This window comes from Leisingera sp. ANG59 (assembly GCF_013317235.1).
Lineage (GTDB): Bacteria > Pseudomonadota > Alphaproteobacteria > Rhodobacterales > Rhodobacteraceae > Leisingera.
Genome location: NZ_WLCM01000006.1, coordinates 80,352 through 96,474 on the forward strand (window position 1 = coordinate 80,352; position 16,123 = coordinate 96,474).

The following is a 16,123-nucleotide window of genomic DNA, read 5'->3' on the forward strand; positions in this document are numbered from 1 at the left end:
AGGCAATGTGAGCCTGAACGGGTCTCGGAGTTTATCCCACCGTGCTTCCCAGCCACAGGGTCAGGGCAGGGAAGGCGATCAGCAGCGCCAGCCTGGCTACATCGGCGATGATGAACGGCACCAGCCCCCTGAAGATCTTGACCACCGGGACTTCCGGCAGGACGGCCTTGAGTACAAAGACGTTCATACCGACGGGCGGCGTGACAAGGGCGATTTCGGTCACCACGATCACAATGATGCCGAACCAGACCAGGTCAAAGCCTTGGGAAACCACCACCGGTGCGAACAGTGGAACGAAGATCAGAATGATGGCCATAGAATCCATCACGCAGCCCAGAACAAGGAACACCGCCATGATAACGAAGATCAGCGCGAGGCCTTCGAGCCCGGTCGACTCGACCAGCCCCAAAACACCCGCGGCAAGCCCGGACAGAGTGAGCAGCTTGGACAGCATCAGTGCGCCGAAAAGCACAGTGTAAAGCGATACCGAGGTATAGGCGGTATCGATGATGATGGTGCGCAGCACGCTCCAGCCGAGCCGCCCGTGAAAGGCCGCGATCAGGATGGCAAGACCAGCTCCCATGCCAGCGGCCTCAGTGGGGGTGAACAGCTTGGCATAAAGCCCGCCGATGATCAGCCCGAACAACAGCAGGAAAGGCCAGACGCCGGACAGCGCCAGGAGCTTTTCCGGCCAGGGGGTGCTTTCCCCGCGCGGGGCATGGCTTGGGTCAAGGGCCGCAATGATGCGGATTGCCACCATGTAGGCGGCCAGACCGATCAGCCCCGGCACCACTCCGGCAATAAACAAGTCGCCGATGTTGGTCTGGGTCAGAATTCCGTAGACCACCATGATGATCGAGGGCGGGATCAGGATGCCGAGTGTGCCGCCGGCGGCAATGGTGCCGGCCGCCAGCTCGTCGGAGTAGCCGTATTTTTTCATGCTGGGATAGGACACCTTGGCCATGGTGGCGGCGGTGGCGTAGCTGGAGCCGCAGACCGCGGAGAAGCCGGAGCAGGCGGCCATGGCGGACAGCGCCAGCCCGCCGCGCACGTTGCCCACAAAGGCATAGGCGGCGCGGAACAGATCGTGGGCGATGCCGGTCTTGGAGATGACGTTGCCCATCAGGATGAACATGGGCACCACGGCAAGGTCATAGGACAGCACCGCGTCCGAGATCGTCAGCGGCACCAGCTTCAGAGCAATGTGCCAGTTGATCGCCAGCCCGATGCCTATGACCGAAACAGCGAGCAGCGAAAAGGCCAGCGGGATCCTGAGAAAGGCAAGCAGGATGGCCGCAGCCATGGACAGAGAACCGGCAATCACAACACTTCCTCCTTATGCGCAGTTGCGGCGTCGGCAAGTGGGCTGCCGAGGACCACGGCAAAAGCAGCCAGTGCAGACAGCGCGCAGCTCAGTGCCATGAAGAAATAGAGCGGTGCGCGCGGCACGCGAAGCGCTTGACTGACCTCAGAAATGCTCGAGGCATTGAGGCCGTGCTTGACGAACAACCAGGCCATCATGCCGAGCACAGCTGCCACCAGAAGCCCGGTCAGCACGCGCCACCATGCCAACCCGGGGCGGTCCAGCAGTTTGTCGAGAAGATCGATTGTCAGGTGCGCCCCCGCGGCGGTCACCAAAGGCAAGCCGGCAAAGACTGTCAGCGCCATCAGGTGTTCGGTAATGTCATTTGCGCCGTAAACCGGTTCGCCGAACAGGCGGCGTCCGATCACATCGGTGAAGGTGAGAGCCACCATGGCCAGCAGAAACAGTGCCATTGCCGTTTCTACTGTCCGGCGGATTTTCAAAGCCAAAGAGCGCATCCTGCGGCCTCCTATTGCAGAAAGGGGGACGGCCGCACCGTCCCCGAGTGGTTTGCCCGGAGAGGGTTATTCCGCAGCCAATTCGGTGTAGGTCTCTCTGTAGAAGCCAAGCATCGCAGCCGGGTCTTCCACGCCGGCAGCCTTTGCCTTCTCGGTCCACTCCGACACCATCTCGTCGTAGATATTGTTCACCGCGGTAATCAGCTCGGGTGCGGCTTCGGCAATTTCGTGACCTTCAGCAGCCAGCTTCTCCGATGCAGCTGGATTTTGGTGATCGAAGTTCTTTCCCCATGCCGCCGACAGGGCCTCACCGGTGACGGCTTCGATCGCCGCTTTGTCGGCATCGCTGAGCCGGTCCCATTTGGCGCCGTTCATAACCACGAAGAAGGTCGCGTCATAAAAACCGTTGGGGAAAATTGTGTGATGCTTGAGGCTGTCCTCGAGCCTGAAGTTGACCACAGATTCCATGGTGTGCAGCGAGCCATCGATGACTCCGCTTTCCAGCATTTCGTAGGCTTTGGTGGCGGGCGCCGCGACCGGAACCGCACCCAGTTTGGTCAGCAGCTGCTCCTGGATCGGGCCACCCATGCGGAACTTCTGACCGCTCACATCCTCGGGTGTGGTCACAGCGGCGCTACCGTGGTGCAACTGGCCGCCTCCAAACATGCCTACGGCCAGCATCTTGACTCCATCAAAAGCAGGATTGCCGGCCAGAAACTTCTCGTAGGTTTGCCAAAGCGCTCGGCTTTGTGCCGCAGCGTTGGTGCCGGCGTTGGGAAATTCTGCGAACCACAACGGTACGAAACGCTCCGGCTCGTAAGTGAAATTGCCCCAAGTGATGTCCGCGACGCCATTGCGGGCCAGCTCCCAGTGCTGCGGCGGGCTGGCCAGCGGCGCGGGCAGGATGGTCACGGTGACACGGCCTTCTGTGACCTCAGCTACCTTTTCGGTAAAGGGTACGAGAAAGTCGGTATGCACGAAATGGGTCGGCGGCACCCAGGATGACATCGTCAGGTTTTCCGCGCTGGCGGCTTGAACCGTGGCGGTCAGGATTGCGGCAGCAGCCGCCGCGCCCTTGAGTAGTTTGATGGCAAGGTTGATCATCTGTTTCCTCCCTTGGATGAATGATCGTGGTTATTCAGGCTTGCGGGTCCGGCATTTGGCTAGGTCTGCAAAAATTGCAGCGCCCAGCGGAATGACCGCCGGGTCGAAGGCGAATTCGGGGTGGTGCGGTGCACGGCCGTCCTGGCCGATGAAGAAGTAGCTGCCCGGCACCCGGTTCAGAAATTCCGAGAAATCCTTGGAGGCCATCAGATTTCGGGCATCCGCAATAACTTTGTCTGCTCCGGCGACCCGCCTGGCCGAGGCCGTCGCTGCGGCGACGGCGTCACTATTGTTGAAAGTCACAGGAGCAACTTTGGTGACCTGAAGCTCTACGGCGACGCCGTAGAGGTGCTCGGCCGCAGTGGCGGCTTCCTGAAGCAGGGTGGCCAGCCTGTCGCGTACGTCGGGCGCGTTGGTGCGCATTGTGCCTTCGATGGAGACCTCAGCAGGCAACACATTGCGAGCCGTGCCACCCGTGAGAACGCCAAAGGAGATCACACCGGCTTCCCGCGCATCAATGATCCGGGTCGACGTTTGCTGTACCAAACCGATGAAGGCCGAGGCCGCAGCAATGGCGTCCTCGCCAGTATGCGGCATCGAACCGTGGGCACCATTGGCGCGAATGGTGACGTCGATGTTGTCAGCTGAGGCCATTGCTGCAGCTGATGGTATGCCGACTTTGCCCGCCGGCAGGCCGGGCAGGTTGTGCAGGGCGTAGATCTCGTCGCAGGGAAAACGCTCGAACAGGCCGTCGGCCAGCATTGCGCGGGCACCGGTCAGCAATTCCTCGGCAGGCTGGAAGATGAAATGTACGGTGCCTTCGAAATCTGGGCTGTGCGCCAGATAGGCGGCTGCAGTGAGCGCGGTGACGGTGTGGCCGTCATGGCCGCAGCCATGAAACCTCCCTTCCACCTTTGAACGGTAGGGCACGTCGGCCTCTTCTGCCATCGGCAGTGCATCCAGTTCAGCGCGAAAGCCGATGCGGCGGCCCGGTGCAGCATCACTGGCGCCTGCACCGTGCAAGGTTCCGACGACACCAGTGCCGCCGAGGCCAGTGGCAACTTCATAGCCGAATTCCGTTAGACGGCTGGCTACGAAGGCAGCGGTCTTGGTTTCTTCGAAGCCAGTTTCGGGATGGCTGTGAAGATCGTGGAGCCAGCTCTCAGAAATGGGCTTCTGGATGCTATACCACTCTGCAAACATGCGACGGGTCTCCATTATATCTCACGGCAAGATGGTTGCGCCGTGAGATTAAATTTGCAAACTAGCTGGAGTTTAAGAATATTGCTTGATGAAATCAGGGTGTCGCTTGATACTTTTCCTGCACTGCGGCTCAGTAGATACGGATCTAAATGAAGATGAACAAAGCCTTCAGGAACGAAAGATTGACTTACCGGCTCGAGCTCGTGGCGCAGGAAGCGATCAGCGCCAATGACGAGATATTCTTGCGCGAAACGGGCTTCCGGATCCGGGAACTGCGGGTTTTAAGGCTAATTGACGACACACCTGGCACCACATTTGCGGAGATAGCCAAGGCGACGGGATTGGAGCGCAGCCTTACGTCGAGGATCATTCAAACCCTGTTGGGCAACGGCCTGATTGTGAGGGAGAACTCTCTCGAAGACGCCCGGGTGTTTCTGCTGACTACAACGCCCAAAGGGCAAAATATCCGTCGCATCGCCCGCCAGTTATCTGACCGTCTTGAGGTAATTCTGACTGAACCTCTGTCGGAACAGGAGCTTGCAACGCTTGACGGAATTCTCGACCGGCTCGGCAGCTGGATCACCTCGGAAGAATACCGGACTGCTTTGGCTATTGATTAGGCAGCCTGTTCCGGCGTTTTTTCCCAAAGAATCCTTCAGTAAACGTTGCTGCTCGATCCAACCGGCCTTGCGGCAGCGTAGCGCCTGCGGTTACAGGGGTGACGGTTCGGGTCATGACTTCTCCGGTGGTGCCGGGGCTGACAGATCATGAGCTGGAGGCGCTGTTGGCCGCCGGAGCAGAGGCGGGGGCTGATGCGGCCAGCTGGATCATGCTGCGGTTGCCGAGGGAGGTGTCGGAGCTCTGGCAGGATTGGCTGGCCGAGCACGAACCGGGCCGCGCCACCAAAGTGATGGCGCGGCTGCGGGAGATGCACGGCGGGCGCGACTATGATCCGCGCTGGGGCCATCGGATGCGGGGCGAAGGGCAGTATGCCGAACTGATCGCGCAGCGGTTCAGGGCGGGTTGCAAGCGGCTGGGGCTGCAGGAGCGGACAGAGGCGCTGCGCTGCGACTTGTTTGCCTGCCCTCCGCAGGCGGGCAATCAGCTGGCCCTGTATTGACCCTTTCTTGATCAGAAAGTGCGGCTGAATGTGTTATGCTGAAGCTCTTCATGACGGAAAGGAAGGTGTCCCATGGCTTCTGTAGCTGTGAAGGCGCGTGTCACGGGGCGCGTGCAGGGCGTGGCTTTCCGCACCTGGGCGCGGGCGGAGGCGTTGCGCCACGGGCTGTCGGGCTGGGTCCGTAATGAACCGGACGGCTCTGTTCGGGCCTTGCTGATCGGGCCTGCAGCCAGCGTCGCGGATATGGTGCGCAGAATGGGCCGCGGCCCCGGTGCTGCTTCAGTCAAGGATGTGCTGACCGAAAGAACCGATCCCGATCCTACGGTGACCGGATTCAGCATCACAGGTTAGGCAAGCTGTAAGCCGTTACTGTGGAGTTCAGCCGGCAAACAAACATGGCACCGCATTGAAAAATGCGTTGCCTTTCATTTAATCGCGCATTGCAACGGTCAGGCGCGGCGGCGGCCACGGCGGCCGCGGCGCTCTCCGTCGGCCGCAGCATCCTTGCCAGTGCCATCGCTTTCAGAAGTGAAGGGGCCCAGCACCTCGACGATTTTTTCCAGCGCCGGCGTCTCGCCGCGCGGGCGGCTGTCCAAGGCATCGCGCATGGAGCGCAGGTGATCGGGCATAGTGCCGCAGCAGCCGCCGATGATCTTGGCGCCTGCATCACGGGCCAACACCGCATATTCGCCCATCAGTTCCGGGGTGCCATCGTAGTGGATGTGGCCGTCGACATATTTCGGGATGCCGGCATTGCCCTTGGAGATAATCGGGCGCTCAGTGCCTTGGGCCGCAAATCCGAGCACGGTGCGCAGAATGTCGGAGGCGCCTGTGCCGCAGTTGGCGCCAAAGGCCAGCGGCGTGTTTTCAAACTCTTCCACCAACTGGGCCAGGTCCGAGGAGGTCACGCCCATCATGGTCCGGCCTGCGGTGTCAAAGCTCATAGTGCCGCACCAGGGCATGTCTGCCAGCTTGAAGGCCTCGGCGGCGGCGCGGAATTCCTCCGGCGCTGAAATGGTTTCCAGCCACAGCACGTCGGCGCCGCCTTCCTTCAGGGCGTCGGCCTGCTCGTGGAACATCTCAACTGCCAGGGAATGGGACATTTCGCCGACCGGCTCGAAGATTTCACCGGTCGGTCCGACGGAGCCGGCGACGGCGATCTTGCGCTCTGCCTTGTCAGCAACCTCGCGGCCAAGTTCGGCGGCGATGCGGTTCAGCTCGCGCACGCGGCCCTGCGCGTCATGCAATTTCAGGCGCGCGGCGGTGCCGCCAAAGCTATTGGTCAGGAACAGGTCGCTGCCGGCATCGACCGACCCCTGGTACAGCGCCAGGATTTTCTTGGGCTCATCGACGTTCCACAGCTCCGGGGCGTCGCCGGACTGCAGGCCCATGGCGAACAGGTTGGTGCCGGTCGCACCATCCGCCAGCAGCACGTCGTTGGTGTCCAGCAGCTGTTTGAAGGTGTTTGTCATCAGTTGGATTCCGTGTCAGCAGGCCGCCCCGGCGCGCCGGGCGGCAAATTCGTCTGCTTCCCCTGTCTCACGCTACGCTGGCAAGGGCAATTTCATTTTCTTCATCTTCATTATGAGAGCGCTGCGCGGCTGCCGCAAAGATGGCGGTATGCGGCAGATTGCGTCATGATACCGTGCGGTTGCCGCCGCGACCGGCGGAGTTTCCGGCAATGCCGGCAAACAAAAAGCTAATGCGGTTTGTGGAAGACGGCTAAAGAGTCTCAGCCGGCTTCGCTCAGTATCTGGTCCTTGGCTTCCGGCAGCAGCTCCGCGCGTTTCGCCCGGATCTCATCGGCAGAAGCTTTTCCCTGCAGCTCGCCTTCCAGTTTGCGAACAACATCCTCGTGGCCAGCTTCTTCCAGATCCGCCGCTACAATTTTACCTGCAAAGGCTTCGGCGTCCTTGCTGCCGAGCCCCAGGAGGCCAGCAGCCCACAGACCCAGCAGCTTGTTGCAGCGGGCCTGCGCGTTGAACTGCATCTCCTCATCATGCGCGAACTTCGCTTCAAAGGCCTGCTCGCGCTCGTCAAATGTCGTCATATCGCGTCCTCATTAAACCTGTTGCACCCCTATATAAGATAGGAGCATGATAGCAGCTTAGGGCAAGAAAAAATTGTGTTCGGTTAGACCCTTGTACAGCAGTGCAAGCGGAGTGGCGGGGKGTGGTCCATCCTCCGGGCACCAGACGTTGCGGCTCCTAGCTGGGGTGGCGTTCACCCTGGCACTGCAGCACGCTTGCGGCTGAGGCCCCCTTGCACTATGAGAGCGGCACATCGCAGGGCCGGATTCCCGGCATTGACCCGAAAGGTTCCCAATGGCGCGTCGCAAGAAGATTTACGAAGGCAAGGCCAAGACTTTGTATGAGGGCCCCGAGCCCGGCACCATCGTGCAGTACTTCAAGGATGATGCCACCGCCTTCAACGCCGAAAAACACGACGTGATCGAGGGCAAGGGTGTCCTGAACAACATCCTGAGCGAGTTCTTCATGCTGGGGCTGGCGCAAATCGGCGTGCCGACCCATTTCCTGAAGCGCCTCAACATGCGCGAACAGCTGGTGCGCAGCTGCGAGATCATTCCGCTGGAAGTGATCGTGCGCAATTATGCGGCCGGCTCGATCTCCAAGCGCCTGGGCATCGACGAAGGCACCCAGCTGCCGCGCCCGGTGGTGGAATACTGCTACAAGGACGACGCCCTGGGCGACCCGCTGGTCACCGAGGAGCATATCGCCGCCTTTGGCTGGGCCAGCCAGCAGGACATGGACGACATACTGAGCCTGGCGCTGCGTGTGAATGATTTCCTGTCCGGCGTGTTCCTGGCCGTCGGCATCCGCCTGGTCGACTTCAAGATCGAGATCGGCCGGATTTACGAGGGCGACTTCCAGCGCCTGGTGATCGCGGATGAGATCAGCCCCGACAGCTGCCGCCTGTGGGACATCAAGACCGGGCAGAAGCTGGACAAGGACGTGTTCCGCCGCGACCTGGGCAGCCTGACGGATGCTTATTCTGAGGTCGCGCGCCGCCTGGGTGTAATGCCGAACAATCCGCCTGCTCCGGGCAAGCCGACGCTGGTGAACTGAGATAGGGACCCGCAGCGCCTGCCGCGCCGCGGGTCTTTGAGCATTTTTGGAAAAATGAAGCCCGGCAGGGCTTCGCCATCGAAAACCTGAGGGATAATGCGATGAAGGCACGGGTGCATGTGATGCTGAAGAACGGGGTTCTGGATCCGCAGGGCGAGGCTGTGCGCCACGCGCTTGGCGCTCTGGGCTTTGACAAGGTCGAAGGCGTGCGCCAGGGCAAGGTGATTGACCTGGATCTGGCAGAGGGCGCCACCGAGGCAGACGTGACCGCGATGTGCGAGAAGCTGCTGGCCAACACCGTGATCGAATCCTACAGCATCGAGATGGCCTGATGAAGGCGGCGGTTGTTGTTTTCCCGGGCTCGAACTGCGACCGCGATCTGGCGGTGGCGTTTGAGCAGGCCGGTTTCGACGTGTCGATGGTCTGGCACAAGGACAGCACGCTGCCCGAGGGTGTGGACATCGTCGGCGTGCCGGGCGGGTTCTCCTATGGCGATTACCTGCGCTGCGGCGCAATCGCGGCCCAGTCCCCGATCTGCAAGGCAGTGATCGAGCATGCGGACCGCGGCGGTTATGCGATTGGCGTCTGCAACGGCTTCCAGATCCTGACCGAAACCGGCGTGCTGCCGGGCGCATTGCTGCGCAATGCAGGTCTGAAGTATATCTGCCGCACCGTGAACCTGAAGGTAGCGACCTCCGAGAGCGTCTTTACCCAAGGCTATAATGCAGGTGATGTGATCGGCGTGCCGATTGCCCACCACGACGGCAATTACTTTGCCGATGCAGAGACCGTGAAGGCGCTGCAGGACCAGGATCGCGTGGCCTTTACATACGAAGAAAATCCGAATGGGTCGGTAGCGGATATTGCCGGCATCCTGTCGGAAAACCGCCGTGTTCTCGGTATGATGCCGCATCCGGAGCGGGCTGCGGACGAGGGCCATGGCGGCACCGACGGTGCGGCAGTCTTCCGCGCATTGGCGGGGATGGTCACCGCTGCGTGACTTGAGGATATGCGGCGGCGGTCATAGGGTGTCTTTATGACCGCTCCGCGCTCTACTATGACCCAGGGCAAGTCCAAGTCAGGATCCCGCACGATTTCGTGGCGGGCGCGGCTGGCTCTTGTTTTGTTCATGGCTGTGGCTGCGGTCACGGTCTGGACCACCAACCGGGCGCTGACTCACAGATTCACCGAAAGCACCCGTAACCGCGCGGAATTGCGGCTGGCGCTGTACTCCGGCAACCTGCTGAGCGAGCTGCGCCAGCACGCCATCGTGCCGCAGCTGCTGGCCCGCGACCAGACGCTGATCTCAGCCCTTCAGTCCAGCGACTTCTCCTTGTCCACCCAGCGGCTGATTTCCTTTGTTGATGAAATCGGTGCCGCATCAATCATGCTGCTGGCGCAGGATGGCCGCACGGTGGCGGCAACTGACCGCAACCGGCTGGGGGAGAGCCACCGCAACGCCGCTTATTTCGTCGATGCGGTGCGGGCAAAGTCGACAGTGTTTTCCGTCATCCCAAGGGAAGTGGGCGGGTACCGGTTCACCTATTCCCGCCGTGTGATCGACGCGACGGGGGTGCTGGGGGCGATTGTTGTTGAGGTCGACCTGCAGAAGTTCGAACGCGCCTGGGCCGGGATCTCGGATGCGGTTCTGGTCACCGACAGCACCGGCAATATCATCCTGGCAACAGAGGCGCGGTGGCGCGGGTTGCAGGAGGCCGACGCCCTGACCCTGCAAACACCCGAAGGGGCCATCCAGCGGGCGATCCGCGCCACCACCGACTGGACGGCGCTGCCGCCGGATGCCTACCTGCAGGGCGAAGCCGTGATGCGGCTGGAAACCCGCGTCCCGTTCCAGGGATGGCGCATGGCCACCTTCACCACCTATTCATCCGTCCGCGAACGGGTAAATGCGGTACTGGCGCTGGAAATCATGGGATTCGCCATCCTTCTGGCACTGGCCTTCTATGCGCTCAGCCGCAAGACCGCGTTGCGCATGGCGCTGTTCCAGCGCGAGTCGGCAGAGCTTCGCGTATTGAATGCTCGCCTTCAGCGGGAAATCGCCGAGCGTGAGCGTATGCAAAAGACCCTCGCTGTGGCTGAACAGAGCCTTGCGCAAAGCTCGAAGCTGGCAGCTCTCGGCGAAATGTCGGCGGCTGTGAGCCATGAGCTGAACCAGCCCCTGGCTGCGATGAAAACTTACCTGGCTGGTGCCCGGCTGCTGCTCAACCGCAACCGTCCGGATGAGGCGCTGGCCTCCTTTGGGCGCATTGATGACCTGATTGAGCGGATGGGCGCGATTACCCGCCAGCTGAAATCCTATGCCCGCAAGGGCGGCGATGCTTTCAGCCCTGTAAACTTGGGTGATGCGCTGGCCTCCAGCCTGTCGATGATGGAGCCGCAGCTGCGCCAGCGGCACGTGAAAATTACCCGTATCCTGCCGGAAGAACCTGTTATGGTGATGGGCGACCGGATGCGGCTGGAGCAGGTGATGGTCAACCTCTTGCGCAACGCGCTGGACGCCACCAAATCCGTGGAGGACCCGGAGGTGGAAATCCTGCTGGCGGCGGGCGAGACCGCGACCCTCTCGGTGCGCGACAATGGGATGGGTATCAAGGACTTCGACAACCTGTTTGAGCCTTTTTACACCACCAAGCAGCCCGGCGACGGGGTTGGATTGGGGCTTGCTATCTCTTCGGGGATCGTCAACGACCTTGGGGGGCGGCTGACCGCACGCAACGGACAGAACGGCGGTGCGGTCTTTGAAATGCAATTGCCGGTCCTGGTGGACGGTATAGAAGCTGCCGAATAGGCAGCACGGAGTAATTAGGAGTGAACGCGCATGGCCCAGGCTATGAAAATCGCGATCGTGGACGACGAACAGGATATGCGGCAGTCGATCAGCCAGTGGCTGGCGCTGTCCGGCTATGACACGGAAACCTTCTCCAGCGCTGAAGAGGCCCTGAAGGTGCTCGGCCCCGATTACCCGGGCATCGTGATCTCAGACATCAAGATGCCGGGCATGGACGGCATGCAGTTTTTGAAGAAGCTGATGGGCAGCGATAGCGCGCTGCCGGTAATCATGATCACCGGCCACGGCGACGTGCCGATGGCGGTGGAGGCGATGCGCGTTGGTGCCTTCGATTTCCTGGAAAAGCCCTTTAATCCGGACCGCATGTCAGAGCTTGCCAAGCGCGCCACCGGAGCACGCCGCCTGACGCTCGACAACAGGGTGCTGAGGCGCGAACTGTCGGACGGCGGCCAGATCATGAAAAAGCTGATCGGCCAAAGTCCGGTTATGGAGCGCCTGCGCGAGGACATCCTGGATCTTGGCCAGGCCGACGGTCATGTGCTGATTGACGGCGAAACCGGCACCGGCAAGACGCTGGTCGCGCACGCGCTGCACGCGGTCGGCAGCCGGGCAGGCAAAAAGTTCGTGCTGATTTCCTGCGCTGCTCTGGAAGAGGAAGCGCTGGCCAAGCGCTTGTTCGGGCCGATGCTGCCGGAGGACAGCATGCTGCCTGCGATTGAGGAAGCCCGCGGCGGCACCCTGGTGCTGGAAGACATCGACGCACTGTCTGAGACCCTGCAGGCGAAGCTGCTGAGCGTGATCAACGAGCAGGGCACCCCGGCTGAAACCCGGATCATCGCCATTTCTAACCTGCAGGAGGCAGGCAAGACCTGCGAGGACGCGCTGCGCCCGGACCTGTTCTACCGTCTGGCGGCGCTGCGCATCACTGTTCCGCCTCTGCGCCAGCGCGGCGAGGACATCCTGACCTTGTTCACCCGTCTTTCTGAGCAGTTCTCCGAGGAATACGGCTGTGACGCGCCGCAGGTGAGTGCCCAGGAGGCCGCACAGCTGCTGCAGGCGCCCTGGCCGGGCAACGTGCGCCAGCTGATCAACATTGCCGAACGCGCGGTGCTGCAGTCACGCCGCGGTTCCGGCACCATCGCATCGCTTCTGATGTCCGATCACGAGGAGATGCAGCCGGTGATGACAACGGAAGGCAAGCCGCTGAAGGAGTACGTGGAAGCATTTGAGCGGATGCTGATCGACAACACAATGCGCCGCCACAAGGGCTCGATCGCCAGTGTGATGGACGAGTTGTGCCTGCCGCGCCGGACGTTGAACGAGAAAATGGCGAAATACGGCCTGCAACGGTCCGACTACCTGGCCTGACGTCTGGCCCAAGCCCTTCCCCTTGGCGGGAAGCCGCCCGAGAAACAGGGTTTTCTGCGGCGTAGTTCGCGTCTGGAGCCGGAGTGGATTGGAAAACTAACCTGAAAATAACGGCTTGCCTGATAAGGGCAGGCCGTTTGCATTTTCAGGCCCGGTGGTGACGAATGTCCATTGTCATTACCTATCCACAGGCCTTATGCTGGCGCAACGGGCTGAAGTTCAGCAAATGGTTCCGCCCGTTCTGATGAGTTTCGCTGGCTTCGGCTTTTGTCCGGCACGATCCGAGAAAGCTGCAGCCTGACCGATTGGCCCTCTTGAACTAAGGGGGCAGTTTAGCGCCCAAGCCGGAATTATCACCGGTGCAGGGATAACAAGGCAGGCACGGGCAGACCCCGTCTGCCGGAGAAGAACCGCGATGACGCGCGCGAGAGCGAAGAGCACTGAGGCAGGAAGGCCGGGCATCGAACCCGGGACCACCTGCTGCACCGCGCCGTCCAAGATCGCCCTGACAAGACACCACCCGAAACGCGCGCGGCCGCCTGGAAGCAGAAGGCTTGCGGGCGCACAGGGCAGGTGCACCAAGGACCCATGGCAAAGAAGATGCTTATTGACGCCACCCACGCGGAAGAGACCCGCGTTGTGGTGGTCGATGGAAACAAGGTTGAGGAGTTCGACTTTGAATCCGAAAACAAACGCCAGCTCGCTGGCAACATCTACCTCGCAAAAGTAACACGCGTCGAACCGTCTCTGCAGGCGGCCTTTGTGGACTATGGCGGAAACCGCCATGGTTTTCTGGCGTTTTCGGAAATCCACCCGGATTACTACCAGATCCCCGTTGCGGACCGTGAGGCCCTGATGGAGGAAGAGCGCGCCTATGCCGAGGCAATGCGCGCCCGCGATGAGGACGAGGAAGAGAAACCGGCCAAGCCCAAGCGCTCGCGCCGCTCCAAGTCCTCTGCCAAGGCGGCCAAGGCATCGTCCAAGGATGCCGTGGAAACCAAGGAGGTCGAAGCCTCTGACGCGGCCACCGGCGAAATCGCCGGTATGGAAACGATCGACCTGACCGACAGCTCTGAAGCTGCAGATGTTCCGGCTGAGCTGGCCGAGGTGCCGGAAGGCTCCTCGCCGATGGAACGTGTCGCCGAGACCCCGGTGGAAGAGCCGGAAGAGGGCAACGCTTCGGAAGCCGCACCGGAGACGGAAGAGACGACTGCCGCTGCAGAGGTCCCGGAGGCTGAAGAGGCTCCGGCTGAGGAAGCCGTGGCGGAAACAACCGGCGAAGGCGAAGCGGAGGCAGAGGCGGAAACCGCTTCGGCGGATGCCGAGATTGCCGCTGAAGAAACAAAAGCCGAAGATGACGCTGAAGACAGCGACGACGAAGGCAAGCCGGGCCGCGCTGATGCCGCGACCAAGGATGAGAGCATCGAGTCGGTTGCCGACGAGGACGACAGCGAGGACATCCGTCCGCCGCGCAAGCCGCGTCCGCGCCGCTACAAGATTCAGGAAGTGATCAAGGTGCGCCAAGTGCTGCTGGTGCAGGTCGTCAAGGAAGAGCGCGGCAACAAGGGCGCAGCGCTGACCACCTACCTGTCGCTGGCCGGGCGCTACTGCGTGTTGATGCCCAACACCGCCCGCGGTGGCGGCATCTCCCGCAAGATCACCAACGCTGCCGACCGCAAGAAACTTAAAGACATCGCAACCGAGCTGGACGTGCCGACCGGCGCGGGCCTGATCGTGCGCACCGCCGGTGCCAAGCGCACCAAGTCCGAGATCAAACGCGACTATGAATACCTGCAGCGCCTGTGGGAGCAGATCCGCGAACTGACGCTGAAATCCATCGCGCCGGCCAAGATCTATGAAGAGGGCGACCTGATCAAACGCTCGATCCGCGACCTCTACAGCCGTGAGATCGACGAGGTTCTGGTAGAAGGCGACCGCGGCTACCGCATCGCCAAGGACTTCATGAAAATGATCATGCCGTCCCATGCCAAGAACGTGAAACACTACCAGGACGGGCTGCCGCTGTTTGCGCGCTTTCAGGTGGAAAGCTATCTGGCAGGCATGTTCAACCCGACGGTGCAGCTGAAATCCGGCGGTTACATCGTGATCGGCGTCACTGAGGCGCTGGTGGCGATCGACGTGAACTCCGGCCGCGCCACCAAGGAAGGCTCGATCGAGGAAACCGCGCTCAAGACCAACCTGGAGGCCGCCGAAGAGGTGGCGCGCCAGCTGCGCCTGCGCGACCTTGCCGGCCTGATCGTCATCGACTTCATCGACATGGACGAGCGCAAGAACAACGCCGCCGTCGAAAAGCGCATGAAGGACAAGCTGAAGACCGACCGCGCCCGCATCCAGGTGGGCCGGATCTCCGGTTTCGGCCTGATGGAAATGTCGCGCCAGCGCCTTCGCCCCGGCATGATAGAGGCGACCACCGCGCCGTGCCCGCACTGCCACGGCACCGGCCTGATCCGCTCCGATGACTCGATGGCGCTGTCGATCCTGCGCCAGATCGAGGAAGAGGGCACCCGCCGCCGCTCGCGCGAAGTGCTGGTGCGCTGCCCGGTCTCCATCGCCAACTTCCTGATGAACCAGAAGCGCGAGCACATCGCCCAGATCGAGGCGCGCTACGGCCTGTCCGTGCGTATCGAAGGCGATCCGCATCTGGTCAGCCCGGACTTCGTGCTGGAGAAGTTCAAGACCGCGTCGCGCACCGTGCCTGCGGCCACTGCTCCGGTGGTGTCGGTTGACACCTCGATCATGGATCAGGTGGACGCTGACGAGGCGCAGCAGGACGAGGAAGAGGACGCTGTTGCCGCAGAGGCCGCCGAAGAGGCTGCGCAGCAGGACGACAAGCCCAAGCGCAAGCGCCGCCGCCGCCGCCGCCGCAAGTCCGGCGCGGGCGATCAGGCCCAGGCTGGCGAAAACGGCGAAGAGACCTCCGAAGACCAGGACCAGCCCAAGGAAGAGGCTGCCGAGGCGCAGGAAGCTGCCGCTGACGCGGAAGAGCCTGCCGCGGAAGAGGTGAAGGAGAAGAAACCTTCGCGCAGCCGCACCCGGTCCCGTTCGCGCAAGCCGAAGGCCAAGCAGGTTGAGGCGGAAGCCGAGGAAACCAGCGAAGAGGCCGCGGCTGCTGCTGAAGGCTCCGAAGCCGCCGCCGAGGAAGCGCCGGCCGAGGCTGAAGCTGCCGAAGCGCCTGTGGCAGAGGCTGCTGCGGAGGCTCCGGCTGAGGAGACGGCAGAACAGGCGGCTGATGCGGCTGCAGACAGTGCGGAGGAACCCGCCGCCCAGGACGCAGAACCCGTTGCGGAAGCTGAACAGACCGCTCCGGCAGAAGAAGCGGCCGCTGCGGAAGATGCCGCACCGTCTGAGGAGCCTGCGGAAGCAGCTGAAACGGCTGAAGAGCAGCCTGCTGAAGAACCCGCTGCGGAAGCAGCAGAGGATCAGCCTGCCGCTGCTGAAGAAGCCCAGCCGGAACCCGTCGCTGCGGAAGAGGAAAAGCAGCCGGAGCCTGCCATGGCTGGCGCCGCGGCTGAGGCGGAACCCGCAGCCCCGCCCAAGCCGAAACGCCGCGGTTGGTGGTCGATGGGCGGTTGAGCCCGGCACATGATCCAG

Annotated in this window: 14 protein-coding genes and 1 pseudogene; 9 read left to right on the plus strand and 6 right to left on the minus strand. The window is 62.0% G+C overall.

Translation table 11 applies throughout. From position 1 onward, the window contains the following. Positions 1 to 31 precede the first annotated feature (31 nt). The 4 genes from GKC28_RS07815 to GKC28_RS07830 form a co-directional block, all read right to left on the minus strand. Positions 32 to 1,324, minus strand: coding sequence for a TRAP transporter large permease (locus tag GKC28_RS07815; RefSeq protein WP_174146348.1), 1,293 nt, complete (start codon positions 1,322 to 1,324; stop codon positions 32 to 34). After that, positions 1,321 to 1,776 carry a TRAP transporter small permease gene (locus GKC28_RS07820; RefSeq protein ID WP_254604184.1) on the minus strand — a complete coding sequence of 152 codons (456 nt, stop codon included), beginning with the start codon at positions 1,774 to 1,776 and terminating at the stop codon, positions 1,321 to 1,323. Before GKC28_RS07820 ends, GKC28_RS07815 begins: the two co-directional genes overlap by 4 nt. Positions 1,777 to 1,887: 111 nt before the next feature. Continuing rightward, a complete protein-coding gene (locus GKC28_RS07825; protein ID WP_174146350.1) occupies positions 1,888 to 2,925 on the minus strand; it encodes a TRAP transporter substrate-binding protein in 1,038 nt (345 codons plus the stop codon). 30 nt (positions 2,926 to 2,955) lie between these two features. After that, complete coding sequence (locus GKC28_RS07830; protein WP_174146351.1) at positions 2,956 to 4,128, minus strand: amidohydrolase; 1,173 nt, start codon at positions 4,126 to 4,128, stop codon at positions 2,956 to 2,958. A 149-nt stretch (positions 4,129 to 4,277) separates the two neighbouring features. Here GKC28_RS07830 and GKC28_RS07835 point away from each other — a divergent pair, with 149 nt between their 5' ends. From GKC28_RS07835 to GKC28_RS07845, 3 genes and pseudogenes are all read left to right on the plus strand, one after another. Beyond that, complete coding sequence (locus GKC28_RS07835) at positions 4,278 to 4,748, plus strand: MarR family winged helix-turn-helix transcriptional regulator (RefSeq protein ID WP_174146352.1); 471 nt, start codon at positions 4,278 to 4,280, stop codon at positions 4,746 to 4,748. Between the two features lie 95 nt (positions 4,749 to 4,843). Beyond that, positions 4,844 to 5,248: pseudogene (locus GKC28_RS07840) on the plus strand (radical SAM protein); the annotation flags it as partial. A gap of 72 nt (positions 5,249 to 5,320) precedes the next feature. Continuing rightward, positions 5,321 to 5,599: an acylphosphatase gene (locus GKC28_RS07845; protein WP_174146353.1), complete on the plus strand. Its 279-nt coding sequence runs from the start codon at positions 5,321 to 5,323 to the stop codon at positions 5,597 to 5,599. 98 nt (positions 5,600 to 5,697) lie between these two features. Here the strand turns inward: GKC28_RS07845 and bmt are convergent, their stop codons facing one another. Together bmt and GKC28_RS07855 are read right to left on the minus strand one after the other, a co-directional pair. Next, a complete protein-coding gene (bmt, locus tag GKC28_RS07850) occupies positions 5,698 to 6,720 on the minus strand; it encodes a betaine--homocysteine S-methyltransferase (protein WP_174146354.1) in 1,023 nt (340 codons plus the stop codon). A 260-nt stretch (positions 6,721 to 6,980) separates the two neighbouring features. Continuing rightward, complete coding sequence (locus GKC28_RS07855) at positions 6,981 to 7,298, minus strand: DUF1476 domain-containing protein (protein WP_174146355.1); 318 nt, start codon at positions 7,296 to 7,298, stop codon at positions 6,981 to 6,983. A gap of 274 nt (positions 7,299 to 7,572) precedes the next feature. Between GKC28_RS07855 and purC the strand changes: the two genes are divergently transcribed. From purC to GKC28_RS07885, 6 genes are all read left to right on the plus strand, one after another. Next, complete coding sequence (purC, locus tag GKC28_RS07860) at positions 7,573 to 8,334, plus strand: phosphoribosylaminoimidazolesuccinocarboxamide synthase (protein ID WP_019297459.1); 762 nt, start codon at positions 7,573 to 7,575, stop codon at positions 8,332 to 8,334. Positions 8,335 to 8,435: 101 nt separating this feature from the next. Beyond that, complete coding sequence (purS, locus tag GKC28_RS07865; protein ID WP_019297460.1) at positions 8,436 to 8,666, plus strand: phosphoribosylformylglycinamidine synthase subunit PurS; 231 nt, start codon at positions 8,436 to 8,438, stop codon at positions 8,664 to 8,666. Then, complete coding sequence (purQ, locus tag GKC28_RS07870; protein WP_039178401.1) at positions 8,666 to 9,334, plus strand: phosphoribosylformylglycinamidine synthase subunit PurQ; 669 nt, start codon at positions 8,666 to 8,668, stop codon at positions 9,332 to 9,334. The genes purS and purQ overlap by 1 nt, the downstream gene beginning before the upstream one ends. Positions 9,335 to 9,370: 36 nt before the next feature. Continuing rightward, positions 9,371 to 11,143 carry an ATP-binding protein gene (locus tag GKC28_RS07875; RefSeq protein WP_174146356.1) on the plus strand — a complete coding sequence of 591 codons (1,773 nt, stop codon included), beginning with the start codon at positions 9,371 to 9,373 and terminating at the stop codon, positions 11,141 to 11,143. Positions 11,144 to 11,173: 30 nt separating this feature from the next. Continuing rightward, complete coding sequence (locus tag GKC28_RS07880) at positions 11,174 to 12,511, plus strand: sigma-54 dependent transcriptional regulator (RefSeq protein WP_174146357.1); 1,338 nt, start codon at positions 11,174 to 11,176, stop codon at positions 12,509 to 12,511. A gap of 588 nt (positions 12,512 to 13,099) precedes the next feature. Continuing rightward, the gene (locus GKC28_RS07885; RefSeq protein WP_174146358.1) at positions 13,100 to 16,105 is read left to right on the plus strand and encodes a ribonuclease E/G; all 3,006 of its coding nucleotides are present in this window, start codon (positions 13,100 to 13,102) and stop codon (positions 16,103 to 16,105) included. Positions 16,106 to 16,123: the final 18 nt, after the last annotated feature.